The 15,055-nt window shown below is 67.3% G+C and carries 15 protein-coding genes; 11 read left to right on the top strand and 4 right to left on the bottom strand.

Annotated features, from left to right (window positions below; translation table 11 throughout):
• Nucleotides 1-4 precede the first annotated feature (4 nt).
• From ABUE11_RS15655 to ABUE11_RS15635, 5 genes are all read left to right on the top strand, one after another.
• Entirely contained in the window at nucleotides 5-1,198 is a 1,194-nt protein-coding gene (locus ABUE11_RS15655) for an acetyl-CoA C-acyltransferase (protein WP_367066277.1), read from the top strand.
• Between the two features lie 102 nt (nucleotides 1,199-1,300).
• A complete protein-coding gene (locus ABUE11_RS15650) occupies nucleotides 1,301-2,194 on the top strand; it encodes an alpha/beta fold hydrolase (RefSeq protein ID WP_367066276.1) in 894 nt (297 codons plus the stop codon).
• A 30-nt stretch (nucleotides 2,195-2,224) separates the two neighbouring features.
• On the top strand, nucleotides 2,225-3,055 hold the full coding sequence (locus ABUE11_RS15645; RefSeq protein WP_367066274.1) for a thioesterase family protein: 831 nt from the start codon (nucleotides 2,225-2,227) through the stop codon (nucleotides 3,053-3,055).
• 2 nt (nucleotides 3,056-3,057) lie between these two features.
• Nucleotides 3,058-3,843 carry an enoyl-CoA hydratase gene (locus ABUE11_RS15640; RefSeq protein WP_367066273.1) on the top strand — a complete coding sequence of 262 codons (786 nt, stop codon included), beginning with the start codon at nucleotides 3,058-3,060 and terminating at the stop codon, nucleotides 3,841-3,843.
• Nucleotides 3,844-4,609: 766 nt separating this feature from the next.
• Nucleotides 4,610-5,179, top strand: a complete 570-nt coding sequence (locus ABUE11_RS15635; protein ID WP_367066272.1) for a polymer-forming cytoskeletal protein — start codon at nucleotides 4,610-4,612, stop codon at nucleotides 5,177-5,179.
• A gap of 61 nt (nucleotides 5,180-5,240) precedes the next feature.
• Here ABUE11_RS15635 and ABUE11_RS15630 read toward each other — a convergent pair whose 3' ends face one another.
• A complete protein-coding gene (locus ABUE11_RS15630) occupies nucleotides 5,241-5,663 on the bottom strand; it encodes an acyl-CoA thioesterase (protein WP_367066271.1) in 423 nt (140 codons plus the stop codon).
• A 42-nt stretch (nucleotides 5,664-5,705) separates the two neighbouring features.
• Between ABUE11_RS15630 and ABUE11_RS15625 the strand changes: the two genes are divergently transcribed.
• Nucleotides 5,706-7,601 carry an ABC transporter ATP-binding protein/permease gene (locus tag ABUE11_RS15625; protein ID WP_367066270.1) on the top strand — a complete coding sequence of 632 codons (1,896 nt, stop codon included), beginning with the start codon at nucleotides 5,706-5,708 and terminating at the stop codon, nucleotides 7,599-7,601.
• 49 nt (nucleotides 7,602-7,650) lie between these two features.
• Nucleotides 7,651-7,998, top strand: coding sequence for a nucleotide pyrophosphohydrolase (locus ABUE11_RS15620; RefSeq protein ID WP_367066269.1), 348 nt, complete (start codon nucleotides 7,651-7,653; stop codon nucleotides 7,996-7,998).
• A 248-nt stretch (nucleotides 7,999-8,246) separates the two neighbouring features.
• Here the strand turns inward: ABUE11_RS15620 and ABUE11_RS15615 are convergent, their stop codons facing one another.
• The 3 genes from ABUE11_RS15615 to ABUE11_RS15605 all read right to left on the bottom strand — a co-directional run bounded on the left by ABUE11_RS15615 (nucleotide 8,247) and on the right by ABUE11_RS15605 (nucleotide 11,329).
• Nucleotides 8,247-9,278 carry a DctP family TRAP transporter solute-binding subunit gene (locus ABUE11_RS15615; protein WP_367068840.1) on the bottom strand — a complete coding sequence of 344 codons (1,032 nt, stop codon included), beginning with the start codon at nucleotides 9,276-9,278 and terminating at the stop codon, nucleotides 8,247-8,249.
• Between the two features lie 198 nt (nucleotides 9,279-9,476).
• Nucleotides 9,477-10,775, bottom strand: coding sequence for a TRAP transporter large permease (locus ABUE11_RS15610; RefSeq protein ID WP_367066268.1), 1,299 nt, complete (start codon nucleotides 10,773-10,775; stop codon nucleotides 9,477-9,479).
• On the bottom strand, nucleotides 10,772-11,329 hold the full coding sequence (locus tag ABUE11_RS15605; RefSeq protein WP_367066267.1) for a TRAP transporter small permease: 558 nt from the start codon (nucleotides 11,327-11,329) through the stop codon (nucleotides 10,772-10,774). The genes ABUE11_RS15610 and ABUE11_RS15605 overlap by 4 nt, the downstream gene beginning before the upstream one ends.
• A 137-nt stretch (nucleotides 11,330-11,466) precedes the next feature.
• Between ABUE11_RS15605 and ABUE11_RS15600 the strand changes: the two genes are divergently transcribed.
• The 4 genes from ABUE11_RS15600 to ABUE11_RS15585 all read left to right on the top strand — a co-directional run bounded on the left by ABUE11_RS15600 (nucleotide 11,467) and on the right by ABUE11_RS15585 (nucleotide 15,046).
• A complete protein-coding gene (locus ABUE11_RS15600) occupies nucleotides 11,467-12,405 on the top strand; it encodes a LysR substrate-binding domain-containing protein (RefSeq protein WP_367066266.1) in 939 nt (312 codons plus the stop codon).
• A gap of 211 nt (nucleotides 12,406-12,616) precedes the next feature.
• Complete coding sequence (locus tag ABUE11_RS15595; RefSeq protein WP_367066265.1) at nucleotides 12,617-13,516, top strand: transporter substrate-binding domain-containing protein; 900 nt, start codon at nucleotides 12,617-12,619, stop codon at nucleotides 13,514-13,516.
• A gap of 104 nt (nucleotides 13,517-13,620) precedes the next feature.
• On the top strand, nucleotides 13,621-14,373 hold the full coding sequence (locus tag ABUE11_RS15590; protein ID WP_367066264.1) for an amino acid ABC transporter permease: 753 nt from the start codon (nucleotides 13,621-13,623) through the stop codon (nucleotides 14,371-14,373).
• Nucleotide 14,374: 1 nt separating this feature from the next.
• Nucleotides 14,375-15,046 (top strand): amino acid ABC transporter permease, encoded by a 672-nt coding sequence (locus ABUE11_RS15585; protein ID WP_367066262.1) that lies wholly within the window; start codon nucleotides 14,375-14,377, stop codon nucleotides 15,044-15,046.
• Nucleotides 15,047-15,055 lie beyond the last annotated feature (9 nt).

The following is a 15,055-nucleotide window of genomic DNA, read 5'->3' as shown; positions in this document are numbered from 1 at the left end:
CAACATGAAGCAAGTACAAGACGCCTACATCGTCGCCGCCACGCGCACGCCCATCGGGCGCTCGGGCCGCGGCTACTTCAAGAACACCCGCCCGGACGATCTGCTGCTGGCCGCCGTGCGCGGCGCCATGGCGCAGGTGCCCACGCTCGACCCCAAGGCCATCGAGGACAGCATTATCGGCTGCTCCTTCCCCGAGGGCGAGCAGGGCATGAACATGGCGCGCATCGTCATGGGCCTGGCCTTTGACCACCCCGTGGGCGGCGTCACCGTCAACCGTTTCTGCGCCTCGGGCATCACCGCCATCCAGATGGCGGCCGACCGCATCCGCGTGGGCGAGGCCGATGTGCTGATCGCCGGCGGCGCCGAGTCCATGAGCATGGTGCCCATGGGCGGCAACAAGCCCTCGTTCAACCCCGAAATCTTCACGCGCGACGAGAACGTCGGCATCGCCTACGGCATGGGCCTGACGGCCGAGAAGGTGGCGCAGCAGTGGAAGGTCTCGCGCGAGGCGCAGGATGCGTTTGCGCTCGAGTCGCACCAGCGCGCCATCAAGGCGCAGCAGGCGGGCGAATTCACCGACGAGATCACCCCCGTGGAGGTCATAGAGCGCAGCCCGAACCTCGCCACGGGCGAGGTCGGCATCAAGACGCGTACCGTGAACCTCGACGAGGGCCCGCGCCCCGACACCTCGCTCGAGGGCCTGGCCAAGTTGAAGCCCGTGTTCGCCGCACGCGGCTCGGTCACGGCGGGCAACAGCAGCCAGACCAGCGACGGCGCCGGCGCGCTGATCCTCGCGAGCGAGAAGGCCGTCAAGCAGTTTGGCCTGACGCCGCTGGCGCGTTTTGTCAGCTTTGCCGCACGCGGCGTGCCGCCCGAGATCATGGGCATAGGCCCGATCGAGGCCATCCCCGCCGCGCTGCGCTATGCCGGCCTCAAGCACGAGGACATTGGCTGGTATGAGCTCAACGAGGCCTTCGCCGCGCAGTCGCTGGCCGTGATCAACACCCTGGGCCTGAACCCCGCCACGGTCAACCCCATGGGCGGCGCCATCGCCCTGGGTCACCCGCTGGGCGCCACGGGCGCGATCCGTGCGGCCACCACCATCCACGCGCTGCGCCGCCACAAGCTCAAGTACGGCATGGTGACCATGTGCATCGGCACCGGCCAGGGCGCGGCGGGTATCTTCGAAAGCGTTTAAGCACGCAGGGCGTGAGCGAGCGGCCCGCGAGCCTGGTGCGCGGGCCGTTCCTATTGGCATGACTTCGAGCCGGCGCAGACCGGCCCACAAGGAGACGCAAGCATGCAGACCTACACCCTTGAGCCACCCGGCGGCGCCCCGCTGGCGCTGTGCGTGCACGAGGGCATCGGCCTGGCGCGCGCCAGCGTGGTGATGGGCCCGGCCATCGGCGTGCCGCAGCAGTTCTACCAGGACTTTGCCGCCTGGCTGGCGCGCCAGGGCTGGCGCGTGACCACCTTCGACTACCGCGGCCATGGCGCCTCGCTCAAGGGCCGCCCCGCGCACGCGCGTGCCAACCTGTTCGACTGGGCGAGTGACTACGAGGCCGTGGTGGCGCACGCGCGCGCGCAGTTGCCGGGCAGGCCCCTGTACCTGATGGGTCATAGCCTGGGAGCGCAGCTGCCTGGCCTGTTTGCGCGGCCGGGGCAGGTGGACGGCCTGCTCGCCGTGGCCGCGGGCAGCGGCTACCTGCGCCACATCGCGCCGCGGGTCAGGCGCATGGCGCCGTTGCTGTGGTACGGGGTGCTGCCGCTGTCCACGCTGGCCTGCGGCTACTTCCCGGGCCGGCGCCTGCGCACCATCGGCGACCTGCCCGCGGGTGTGGCCTGGCAATGGCGCCGCTGGTGCCTGCACCCGCGCTACAGCGCCGGCGCCGAGGGCGAGCGCGCGGAGCGCGGCTACGCCCAGGTGCGCTATCCCATCACGGCGCTGTCGATGACGGACGACGAGATGATGACCCTGGCCGGCACCGAGGCACTGCTGGCGCTGTACAGCGGCGCGCCACGGCACATCGAGCGCCTGGGTCCTCAGGATGCGGGCGGGCGGCGCATAGGCCACATGGGGTTCTTCCGGCCGCAGTTCGAATCCACGCTGTGGCCGCGCGCGCAGGGCGTGCTGGCCCAATGGGCCGCAAGCTGGCAGGGCGGCGCCGCGCCAGTCGCCACCACGACGGCATGAGCCGCGCTTTCACGGCACACTCGCACGACCATGACCACCGCAACACACCCACTTGATACGGCGCTGCAACTGCAGTCCACGGCCACTCCCGGCCACTACCAGGGGCGCACCACGCCCGATTACTGGAACATGGTCGGCCCGTTTGGCGGCATCACCGCCGCGACGCTGCTGCGGGCCGTGCTCAGTCATCCGCGGCTGCTCGGTGCGCCGCTGTCGCTCACCGTCAACTATGCGGCCGCGATCGGCGAGGGCGACTTCACCGTGCGCGCCGAGCCGGTGCGCACCAACCGGTCCACCCAGCACTGGGTCGTGACGGCGCTGCAGCGCGATGCCGACGGCCAGGAGCAGGTGACGACCACGGCCACCGTGGTCACGGCCCTGCGCCGCGAGACCTGGAGCGCCACCGACCTGCCCATGCCCGCCGTGCCCGCGCCCGCCCAATGCGCGCGCGTCGAGACGGCATTTCGCTCCGAGTGGCTCCGTCGCTACGAGATGCGTCTCGTGTCGGGCGCGCTGCCCACGCAGTGGGACGACAGCGGCCACACCAGCCTGACGCAGCTGTGGGTGCGCGATGCGCCCGAGCGGGCGCTGGACTTCTGTGCGCTGGCCGCACTCGCCGATGTGTTCTATCCGCGCGTGTGGCTGCGCCGTGCGCGCCAGGTGCCTGCGGGCACGGTGTCGATTACCGTGTACTTTCATGCGGGTGAGTCGGATCTGGCCGCCACCGGCACCGGCTACCTGCTGGCGCAGGCGCGCGCGCAGGAGCTGCGCAACGGCTTCTTCGACCAGTCCGCACAGCTGTGGAACGAAGCCGGCCAGATGCTCGCCACCAGCCACCAAATCGTCTACTACAAGGAATGAACATGACAGAGTCCAGCGACATCCTCGTGCACACCGAGGCCGGCGTAGCCACCATCACCTTCAACCGCGCCGACAAGAAGAACTCCATCACCGAGGCCATGTACGCCGCCATGGCCGACGCGCTGGCCGCGGCCGAGCAGGACGCGGCCGTGCGCTGCGTGGTGTTTCAGGGCGACATGGCGATCTTCAGCGCGGGCAACGACATTGCCGACTTCCTGGAGCAGGTCCAGGCCGGCAGCCCGGCCAGCGGCGAGCGTCCGGTGTGGCGCTTTCTGCGCACCATCGCGGCGTTTCCCAAGCCCATCGTGGCGGCGGTGTGCGGCCCGGCCGTGGGCATAGGCACCACGCTGCTGCTGCATTGCGACCTGGTCTACGCAGGCGACAACGCGGCGTTCTCCCTGCCCTTCGTGAATCTGGGCCTGTGCCCCGAGGCGGCATCCAGCCTGCTGCTGCCGCAGATGCTGGGCCACCACCGCGCCGCCGAGGCCCTGCTGCTGGGCGAGCCCTTCATGGCAGAGGCCGCGCTCGAGGTCGGCCTGGTCAATCGCGTGGTGCCGCCGGCCGAATGCAATGCGCTGGCCCAGGCGCAGGCCAGGAAGCTCGCCGCCAAGCCCCTGGCTGCGCTCATGGAGACCAAGCGCCTCATGAAGGCCGGCCAGGCGCCCCAGGTGCAGGCACGCATGCAGGAGGAGGGCGCGAGCTTTGCCCGCCTCATGACCGGCCCCGCCGCCCGCGAAGCCTTCACCGCCTTCATGGAAAAGCGCCGCCCCGACTTCAGCCACTGCTGAAGGCGGGGCCCCGCAGGGGTGGGACCGCGCAGCGGGCGGCGCGCTTTCGCCAAAAGCGCCGCCCCGACTTCAGCCACTGCTGAAGGCGGGGCCCCGCAGGGGTGGGACCGCGCAGCGGGCGGCGCGCTTTCGCCAAAAGCGCCGCCCCGACTTCAGCCACTGCTGAAGGCGGGGCCCCGCAGGGGTGGGACCGCGCAGCGGGCGGCGCGCTTTCGCCAAAAAGCGCCGCCCCGACTTCAGTAACTGCTGAACCACCAGCGCAGTGGATTCCCGCCTTCGCGGGAATGACGGGGTACGGACTCCGGCGCCTGCCTCCTGTCTGCGTCATCCCCGCGAAGGCGGGGATCCACAGGCGTGGCCTGTGGCGCGGGGGCTGGATTCCCGCTTTCGCGGGAATGACGGTGCGTGGTGTTCGGTGCCGGCCCCCTGTCTGCGTCATCCCCGCGCAGGCGGGGATCCACGGGCGTGGCCTGTGGCGCCGGAGCTCGATTCCCGCCTTCGCGGGAATGACGGTGCACGGACTTCGGCGTCTGTCTCCTGTCCGCGTCATCCCCGCGCAGGCGGGGATCCACCTGTGTGGCTTGGGGCTCCGCCGTGGTGCAGGAAGGGGGACAGACCTTCCCGAGCTTGATCCTGTGTGGTGCTGCAAACCCTGCAAGTGCATGCTACGAATGAGCGGTTTGGTTACCGTTCTTGCGCAATCGCGAGGGCTGTGTTTCAGTGCAGCCCCTAGGATTTCCCCTTGTTTTTCAGGAGATCCGAACCCATGGCCGTGCAGAACCCCTTCTTTGGCAAACGCGACAACGACTCGTTCCAGACCCGTCAACCATCGTCCGTGCTCGGCGGCAGCACCGTGACGGGTTCGGCCAGCGCCAGCCCAGCTGCAAGCACGGCTGCGGTCAGCAAGCCTGCGAGCACCGGTACCACCGAGAGCGGCGGCAGCAAACTCACCGTGGGCCCCAACATCAAGCTCAAGGGCGTGGAGATCACCGACTGCGACACCCTGGTGGTGGAGGGCACGGTGGAGGCCACGATGGATTCGCGCGTGATCCAGATCGCCGAACAGGGTGCCTTCCACGGCACGGCCGAGATCGACATCGCCGAGATCCACGGCCGCTTCGACGGCTCTCTCACGGTGCGCGAGAAGCTCGTGATCTACAGCACGGGCAAGGTCAGCGGCACGATCCGTTACGGCAAGGTGGTGATCGAGGAGGGCGGTCAGCTCTCGGGCGAGATCTCTGTCGGCGTCGGCAGCAGCCGCGCACAGCAGGCGGCCGCGCCCGCCCAGGCATCGGCCTCGTCGACCACGGCATCTCCCGCGCTGGCCGCGGCCTGACTCTGGTCTGAGGGGGCTGCGCCCCGCGCACAACGGGAGGCCGCAGGGCACTCCCGTTTTTTTATGCCGCAGCGGGTGGCGGCGGAATCGGGCAGGGGCGGCCGTTTTCGTCTATGGCCACATAGGTCAGCGTCGCCTCGGTCACCTTGGCGTAGCGGCCCTGGGTGCGCGCGCTCTCGGCAAAGACTTCCACGCGGATGGTCATGGAGGTCGTGCCCACGCGCGTGACCTCGGCAAAGAAGGACAGCAGGTCGCCCACGCGCACGGGCTGCTTGAAGATGAATTCGTTGACCGCCACCGTGGCCATGCGCCCGCGGATGCGCCGTGCGGGCAGCACCGCGCCGGCCAGGTCCACCTGTGCCATGACCCAGCCGCCGAAGATGTCGCCATTGCTGTTGGTGTCGGCGGGCATGGGGATGACGCGCAGCACCAGATCCTTGTCAGTGGGCAGTTCGGCGTAGGTGCAGGGCAGATCCTGGGACATGGGCACAATCTCTGGTTTTGTTGACTCCACGGATTGTCTCCCATGCGCCGCTACGGCGAAGCCATAGTCCCCGATAGCCCGCGCACACGCTCCGACGCGGCCACGCTCCAGCGCCTGCTGCCCTATCTGTGGCAGTACAAGGGCCGCGTGCTCGCGGCCATCGCCTTCATGGTCGGCGCCAAGCTGGCCAATGTGGGCGTGCCCGTGCTGCTCAAGCGCCTGGTCGATGCCATGACGCTGCCCGCGGGCGGCAGCGCCGCGCTGCTGGTCGTGCCCGTGGGCCTGCTGCTGGCCTATGGTGCGTTGCGCCTGACGAACTCGGTGTTCAACGAGCTGCGCGAGCTGGTGTTTGCCAAGGCCACGCATGGCGCGGCGCGCGCCATTGCATTGCGCACCTTCGAGCATCTGCATGGCCTGTCGCTGCGCTTTCACCTCGAGCGCCAGACCGGCGGCATGACGCGCGACATCGAGCGCGGCGTGCGCGGCATCGAGTCGCTGGTGTCGTTTGCGCTGTTCAACCTCGCGGCCACGCTGATCGAAGTGCTGCTGGTGCTGTTCATCCTCGCGCGCCAGTTCGACATCTGGTTTGCCGTGATCACGCTCACGGCGCTGGTGCTCTACATCGCGTTCACCGTGGCCATCACGCAGTGGCGCATCCAGTTTCGGCGCCAGGCGAATCAGTTCGACTCGGCCGCGCACAGCAAGGCCATCGATTCGCTCTTGAACTACGAGACCGTCAAATACTTCAACAACGAGCAGTTCGAGGCGCGCCGCTACGACGAAAGCCTGGAGCAGCTGCGCCGCGCGCAACTCAAGGCGCGCAGCACGCTGGGCCTGCTGAACGCGGGCCAGCAGCTCATTATCGCCGTGGGGCTGGTGGCCATGCTCTGGCGCGCCACCGAGGGCGTGGCCGCGGGCCGCATGACGATTGGCGACCTGGTCATGGTCAACGCCTTCATGATCCAGATCTACATCCCGCTCAACTTCCTGGGGGTGATCTACCGCGAGATCAAGCAGAACCTGACCGACCTGGACAAGATGTTCACCCTCATGGACAAGGAGCAGGAGGTGGCCGACGCGCCCGGCGCTACGGCGCTCGCGGGACTCGACGCGCCCACGGTGCGTTTTGAGGACGTGCACTTCGCCTACGACCCGGCGCGGCCCATTCTGCAGGGCGTGAGCTTTGAGATCCCGGCGGGCAAGACCGTGGCCGTGGTTGGCCCCTCGGGTGCGGGCAAGAGCACGCTCTCACGCCTCTTGTACCGCTTCTATGACGTGGGAATCGAGCCCCCACGCTCGCCCACTGCGTGTGGCTCGCTGCCCCCCGAGGGGGCCGCCGCCGACTTGGGGCGGCCCGGCGTCGGCGGTGGCCGCATCAGCATCGCCGGGCAGGACATCCGTAGCGTCACCCAGCAGTCCCTGCGCCGCGCCATCGGCATCGTGCCGCAGGACACGGTGCTGTTCAACGACACAGTGGCCTACAACATCGCCTACGGCCGGCCCGACGCCAGCGCCGCCGAGGTGGAGAGCGCCGCGCGCGCCGCGCATATCCACGACTTCATCACCGCCCAGCCCAGGGGCTACGAGACCATGGTGGGCGAGCGCGGCCTCAAGCTCAGCGGCGGCGAGAAGCAGCGCGTGGCGATCGCGCGCACGCTGCTCAAGAACCCGCCCATCCTGATCTTCGACGAGGCCACGAGCGCGCTCGACTCACACAACGAGCGCGCCATCCAGGCCGAGCTGCGCGCCGTGGCCCGGGGCAAGACCACGCTGGTGATCGCCCACCGCCTGTCCACCGTGGTCGATGCGCACGAGATCCTGGTCATGGACGCCGGCCGTATCGTCGAGCGCGGCACCCACGCCGAGCTGCTGGCCGCGGGCGGGCGCTATGCGGGCATGTGGGCGCTGCAGCAAAGTTCAAGCGAAATTGACCTCTAGAGCCCATGTATAAAGCGCAGGCAGCTATCAAAAAGAAAGCCAACACATCATGGACGTGAAAGCCCTGCAGCGCGAGCTGCGCGACTTCGCCGCCGCGCGCGACTGGCAGCCCTACCACGCGCCCAAGAACCTGGCCATGGCGCTGATGGTCGAGGCGGCCGAGCTGCTGGAGCTGTTCCAGTGGCTCACGCCCGAGGAGTCGCACCGTTTTGCCGACGACGCCGGCAACAAGGAGCGCCTGAGTGACGAGATCGCCGATGTGCTGCTCTACCTGCTGCAGCTGGCCGACCATACGGGCGTGGATGTGGAGCAGGCGGTGATTGCCAAGCTCGCCAAGAATGCCGCCAAGCATCCGCCAAAGAAGGTGATACCACCCGACGAGGGGCTGGTGCGATGATCTGCGCCCCCTCTCCCCAGCCCTCTCCCGCAAGGGGAGAGGGAGCAGGAACCCAGCGGCCACCCTGACCCCCCAGACCCTCTGCGCGCGCTGGACAGAAGCGCAGCGGCCACCATGACCCCACACCCCTCCCCCCTCGCGGGGGAGGGGCCGGGGGAGAGGGGGCGCCGCGCCAGCGCAGCCATTCGCAATACAAACAGCTGGAAGCGCCCGTACATCAAGCGCAAACAGCTATTAAACAAATAGCGTCACTGCTTGCGCGCCGCAATCGCCTTCTCGGCGGCGGTCACCAGGTCGGCGCCGATCTGGCCCTTCCACTTGTCGTACACCGGGCGCGTGGCCTTGACGAAGGCCTCGCGTTCGGCGGGTGACAGCTGCGTCACGGTCACGCCCAGGCCCGCTATCTGCTTGAGCAGCGGCTTGTCGGCCTCGACCACGCCCTTGCGCGCGATGGCGATTTCTTCCTTGCCCGCCTCGATGGCGGCCTGGCGCACGGCCTCGCGGTCTGCAGGCGTCCAGCTGTTCCACACGTCCTTGTTGACCACGAACACCAGCGGGTCGTTCATGTAGCCCCACATGGTGATGTGCTTCTGTGCCACGTTCTGCAGCTTGGCCGCGGTGAAGATGGACAGCGGATTTTCCTGGCCGTCGACGGCGCCGCTGGCAAACGCAGGCTGGGCGTCGGCCCAGCTCATCTGCGTGGGGTTGGCGCCCAGGGCCGTGAAGGTGTCGAGGAACAGTGGCGAGCCGACGACGCGAATCTTCAGGCCCTTCAAGTCGGCCGGGCTCTTGATGGCGTGCTTGGAGTTGCTGATCTCGCGGTAGCCGTTCTCGCCCCAGGCCAGCGGCACCACGCCGGCCTTCTCCAGCGTCTTGAAGATGCTCTGGCCCACGGCGCCCTGCGTGACGGCGTCCACGGCGGCGTAGTCGGGGAACAGGAAGGGCAGCGAGAACAGGTTCAGTTGCTTGACCTGGGGCGACCAGTTGATGGTCGAGCCGATCGCCATGTCGATCACACCCTGGCGCAGCGCGGAGAACTCACGCGTCTGGTCGCCCTGGATCAGCGAAACGCCGGGGTAGAGCTTGATGTTGATGCGGCCCTGGGTCTTTTCCTTGACCTTCTGCGCCCAGAGCTCGCCGCCCTTGCCCCAGGGGAAGGCCGTGCCCAGCACCAGGGACATGCGGTATTCGCTCTTGTAGTTTTGCGCCAGCGCCGCCGTCGAGAAGGCCAGGGCCGCGGCGGCGGCGACGGCGGTGGTCAGAAAGGTACGCAGTTTCATCATCAAAGTCTCCTTAGTAGAAAAAGGGCTCAAGTAGCGATGCCTGTTGATTGCACGCGATGCTTGCAAGATCCACTGTCATCCCCGCGAAAGCGGGGATCCACAGCAGTGACGAATCGACTGCTTGTGTGGCGCCTGGATCCCCGCCTTCGCGGGGATGACGGCGTCAATAGATATCGCTACTTGAGTTTAGAAAAATCAATACCCCAGTTTGGCAGGCAGCCACAGCGCAATCTGCGGCCAGGTCACGACGGCCAGCATGGCCAGGCACATGGCCAGCACCAGCCACAGCACCCAGCGCGTGGTGGCCTCCATGCGCACCTGGGCGATCTTTGCGGCCACCATCAGGTTCACGGCCATGGGCGGCGTGAACTGGCCGATGGCGATGGTCAGCACCAGCACGGTGCCGAACCACACCACGTCCCACTGGAAATGCTGCACCAGCGGCAGCACCAGCGGCACGAAGATGAGCATGATGGAAATGCCGTCGAGGAACATGCCCATGACGAGCAGCAGCACGATGAGCGCGGCCATCACGCCGCGCTCGCCCATGCCCGATTCGATGATGGCGCGCGTGACCGGGTCGATCACGCCGAGCGTCGAGAGCGAGAACGCGAAGATGCCCGCGAGCGACACCACGACGAGGATCACGGCCGAGAGCTCGCCCGCCTCGCGCAGTATGGGGAACAGGTCGCGCAGGCCTATGGTGCGGTGGATGACCATGCCCACGAACAGGCCGTAGAACACGGCGACCACGGCGGCCTCGGTGGGCGTGAACCAGCCCATGCGCATGCCGCCGAGGATGACCACGGGCGCGGCCAGGCCCCAGGCGGCCTCCTTGAGGCTGTGCCAGAACGGCGGGCGTGGCAGCTCGGCCTCGAGCCGGCCCATGTGGTGGCGCCGCGCGAGCCACACTGACGGGATGATGAGCGCCAGCCCCGCGAGCACGCCCGGGAACATGCCCGCGGCAAACAGCGCCGGCACCGAGGCGCCCGGCACCAGCACCGAGTAGACGATGAAGGCCACCGAGGGCGGGATCAATATGTCGGTGGCCGCCGCGGCCGCCACCACGCTGGCCGAGAACGGCCCGGGATAGCCCGCGCGCGCCATGGCGGCGATCATCACCGCGCCCACGGCCGCCGCCGTGGCCGGGCCCGAGCCCGAGATGCCGCCCATGAACATGGCCACGGAAATCGCCACCAGTGGCAGCATGCCGGGCCCGCGCCCGACGATGGCGACGGCAAAGTTCACCAGGCGCTGCGCCACGCCCGAGCGGTCGAAGATCGAGCCCACGAGCACGAACATGGGGATGGCCAAGAGCGGGTACTTGCCCAGCCCGGCGTAGAAGTTCTGCGGCACGGCCAGCAGGCCAAACCACTGGGTCTCTGCATTGGCCAGCGCGATCGCCGCCGCGCCGGCCAGGCCCAGGGCAGCGCCTATGGGCACGCCCAGCAGCATCAGTGTGAGGAAGGCGACGAAGAGCAGCGTGGCTATCATGGCCGGCCCTCCTGGGGCGGCTCATCGTCTGCGAGGTACTCGGCATCGCCCTGGCGCGTGCGCCGGCGCCACAGGCCTATGGCACGCAGCGTGATCAAGGTGGCGCAGACGGGCAGCCAGATCGAGTACCACCACTGCGGCACGCCGATGCCGGGCGAGGTCTCCTCGAAACGGTACTCGTCCCAGACCACGCGCACGCTCAGAAAGGCGATGCAGGCAAACAGCAGCGCCGTGCAGGCCGCGCCCAGCTGCGCCAGGCGCCGCCTGCGCGCGGCCGAGCCCGCCCGGCAGAAGAATTCGATGCGGATGTGCTGGTCGCGCGCCACGGCCGAGGAGCCGCCCACCAGGGCCAGCACAATCATCAGGAAGACCGAGAGCTCCTCCGTCCAGGCAAAGGAAGAATCGGTGAAGTAGCGCACGATGACGTTGGCAAAGGTGATCAGGGCCAGCAGCGCCATGGCGAGCACGGTGAGCCAGTCCTCGATGCGCAGCGAGCGCGGCTCCTTGGCGGGTGGTGCGGGTGGCGTGGGCGCGTCGGCGGGCGTGGGATCCATGGGCAGAGGTGCGGAGGCTGAAACGGAACGGGCCGGCATGGACAGCGGCCAGGAGCGGGCGGGCCGATTATGCGCGTTGCTATGGAAACTATGTCTTTTGCGCAGCAAGGGTTTGCGCGAGCGGATAATGCCGCGCCATGGAAACCAAATGGCTTGAAGACTTCGTCAGCCTGGCAGAAACGCGCAGCTTCAGCCGTTCGGCCCAGCTGCGCCATGTGACGCAGCCCGCGTTCTCGCGCCGCATTCAGGCGCTGGAGGCCTGGGCGGGCACGGACCTGGTGGACCGCAGCTCCTACCCCACCAGGCTCACGGCAGCGGGCACCACGCTGTACGACCAGGCGCTGGAGGTGCTGCAGGCGCTGCAGAACACCCGCGCCATGCTGCGCGGGCATTCGAGCAGCAGCTCGGACATGATCGAGTTCGCCGTGCCGCACACGCTGGCGTTCACCTTCTTTCCGGCCTGGCTGTCGGCGGTGCGCGCCGACTTCGGGCCGCTCAAGACGCGCCTGATCGCGCTCAACGTGCATGACGCCGTGATGCGCCTGGTCGAGGGCGGCTGCGACCTGTTGATCTCCTACCACCATCCCTCGCAGCCGCTGCAGCTCGATGCCGAGCGCTATGAGATGGTGACCCTGGGCCAGGAGTCGCTCGCCCCCTACGCCAAGGCCGGGGCCGACGGTCAGCCGGTGTTCAGTCTGCCCGGGCGCGCGGGCGAGCCGCTGCCCTATCTGGGCTATGCGCCGGGCGCGTATCTCGGGCGGATCACCGAGCTCATCCTCAAGCAGTCGGGCACGGCCATCCACCTCGAGCGCGTGTACGAGACCGACATGGCCGAGGGCCTGAAGGCCATGGCGCTCGAAGGCCATGGCGTGGCGTTTCTGCCCTTCAGCGCCGTCAAGAAGGAGCTGCGCACGGGCAAGCTGGTCAGCGCCGCGCCCGCGGGCGTGACCGACCTGCAGATGGTCATGGAGGTGCGCGCCTATCGCGAAAAGCCCTCGCGCAAGGAGTCGGCCAAGAGGGTGGCACAGGCGCTGTGGGCCTATCTGCAGGCCCAGAGCGGCCAGAATCCGATTTGACCGGGCGCGCGAAACTGCCGCCCATGGCGCTGTTCTTCTGGAAACACCCTATAAATCCGCCGTTGCCGGCGTTCCCACAGCACGCACAATACAAAGCCTGTCCCTCACCGGGGCGGGCTGCTCGCATGAACGCGCCCCACCGGACCTGTCCATCGGCGCGCAGCCCATTGACCGTACCGCAGAGTTCATTTCACCCATAAGGAGAGATCACATGAAGAAACATTTGCTGGCCGCCGCGATCACCGTCCTGGCTGCTGGAAGCGCCATGGCGCAGGCCAATGACACCCTGGCCAAGATCAAGTCGTCTGGCGCCATCACCCTGGGCGTGCGCGAGTCCTCCGGCGCGCTGGCCTACACGCTGGGCGATGGCAAGTATGTGGGCTTTCACACCGAGATGGCCGAGCGCATTGCCCATGACATCCAGAAGCAGCTGGGCCTGACCAAGATGGAGATCAAGTACCAGCCCGTGACCTCGCAGAACCGCATTCCGCTGGTCGTCAACGGCACGGTGGACCTCGAGTGCGGCTCCACCACGAACAATCTGGCACGCCAGAAGGATGTCGCCTTCGCGTACACCACCTATGTGGAAGAGGTGCGCATCGCCGTTCGCGCCAATTCGGGCATCGACGACATCAAGGACCTCAACGGCAAGACCATCGTCACCACCACGGGCACGACCTCGGTGCAGACGCTGCGCAAGAACAAGCGCGCCGACGGCCTGAACATCAAGGAGGTCATGGGCAAGGACCATGCCGACAGCTTCCTGATGCTGGAGACCGGCCGCGCCGACGCCTTCATCATGGATGGCTCCATTCTCGCGGGCAACATCTCCAAGGCCAAGAACCCCAACGACTTCAAGATCGTGGGCGAGGCCCTGTCGGTCGAACCCATCGCCTGCATGCTGCGCAAGAACGACCCGGCCTTCAAGAAGGCGGTGGACGACTCCATCGTGCGCCAGATCAAGGACGGCACCCTGGCCAAGTCCTACGACAAGTGGTTCATGCAGCCGATCCCGCCGAACAACACCAAGGTGGGCCTGCCGCTGTCGGCTGCGACCAAGAATGCCTGGGAGCACCCGAACGACAAGCCCATGGAAGACTATCAAAAGTAATCCGTGATGCGCTGGGCCCCTTCAGACCCGGGGTTTGAAGGGGCCTTTTTCATTGCCGGCGCAGCCGCCCGGCATGGTTGGCATTCAATGAAAGAGGTGCTCCTATGAATTGGGATTGGCAGGTGTTCTGCCAGGACACCATTACCCAGGAGGTGGGCGCAAGCTGCTTTGGCAAGGGCGGGGACATCACCTATCTGGACTGGCTGCTGTCGGCCTGGGGCTGGACGGTGTCGGTGTCGCTGCTGGCGCTGGTGATTGCGCTCATCGTCGGCTCGCTGATCGGCACGCTGCGCACGCTGCCTGACAGCCCCTGGATCGTGCGCCTGGGCAATGCCTGGGTCGAGTTCTTCCGCAACATACCGCTGCTGGTCCACATCTTTCTGTGGTACCACGTGATACCGGCGATCTTCCCGGCCATGAAGTCGCTGCCCGGCTTTGTGCTGGTGGTGTTTGCGCTCGGCTTCTTCACCTCGGCGCGTATCGCCGAGCAGTTGCGCTCGGGCATTCTGGCGCTGCCGCGCGGGCAGCGTTACGCGGGCATGGCCATGGGCTTCACCACGTTCCAGTACTACCGCTACGTGCTGCTGCCCATGGCGTACCGCATCATCATCCCGCCGCTGACGAGCGAGACCATGAACATCTTCAAGAACTCGTCGGTGGCGTTCGCAGTGTCGGTGTCCGAGCTCACCATGTACGCCATGCAGGTGCAGGAGGAGACCTCACGCGGCATCGAGGTGTACCTGGCGGTGACGGGGCTGTACATCGTGTCCGCGCTGGCCGTCAACCGCGTCATGGCCTTCATCGAGAAGCGCGTGCGCGTGCCGGGCATGATCGCCGCGGGCGGGGGAGGGCACTGAGATGGGTCTGCACATCGATTGGTCCTTCATCAGTTGGAACCTGCTCTCCAACTTCGTCCTCAAGGGCTTCTACTTCAGCGTCGTCCTCACGGTGATCGCCACGCTGGGCGGCATCTTCCTGGGCACGCTGCTCGCGCTCATGCGGCTGTCGGGCCGGCAGTGGCTCATGCTCCCGGCCACCATCTATGTCAACGGCATGCGCAGCATTCCGCTGGTGATGGTGATCCTGTGGTTCTTCCTGCTGGTGCCGCTGATCATCGGCCGGCCCATCGGCGCGGAGGCCTCGGCCATCATCACCTTCGTCGCGTTCGAGGCGGCCTACTTCAGCGAGATCATGCGCGCGGGCATTCAGTCCATCCCGCGTGGCCAGATCTTCGCGGGCCAGGCCCTGGGCATGACCTACGGCCAGAACATGAAGCTCGTGGTGCTGCCGCAGGCGTTTCGCAACATGCTGCCGGTGCTGCTCACGCAGACCATCATCCTGTTCCAGGACACCTCGCTGGTCTACGCCATCGGCGCCTACGACATGCTCAAGGGCTTCGACGTCGCGGGCAAGAACTTCGGCCGCCCCGTGGAGGCCTATCTGGTCGCCGCGGTGGCCTATTTCGTGATCTGCTACTCGCTGTCCTGGGCCGTCAAGCGCCTGCACAGGAAGATTGCCATCATCCGCTGAGGCGTGTTA

Source organism: Oryzisolibacter sp. LB2S, from assembly GCF_040732315.1.
Classification (GTDB): domain Bacteria; phylum Pseudomonadota; class Gammaproteobacteria; order Burkholderiales; family Burkholderiaceae_C; genus Alicycliphilus; species Alicycliphilus soli.
Note: the sequence above shows the minus strand (reverse complement) of the source record. Positions and strands in the feature narration are given on the sequence as shown.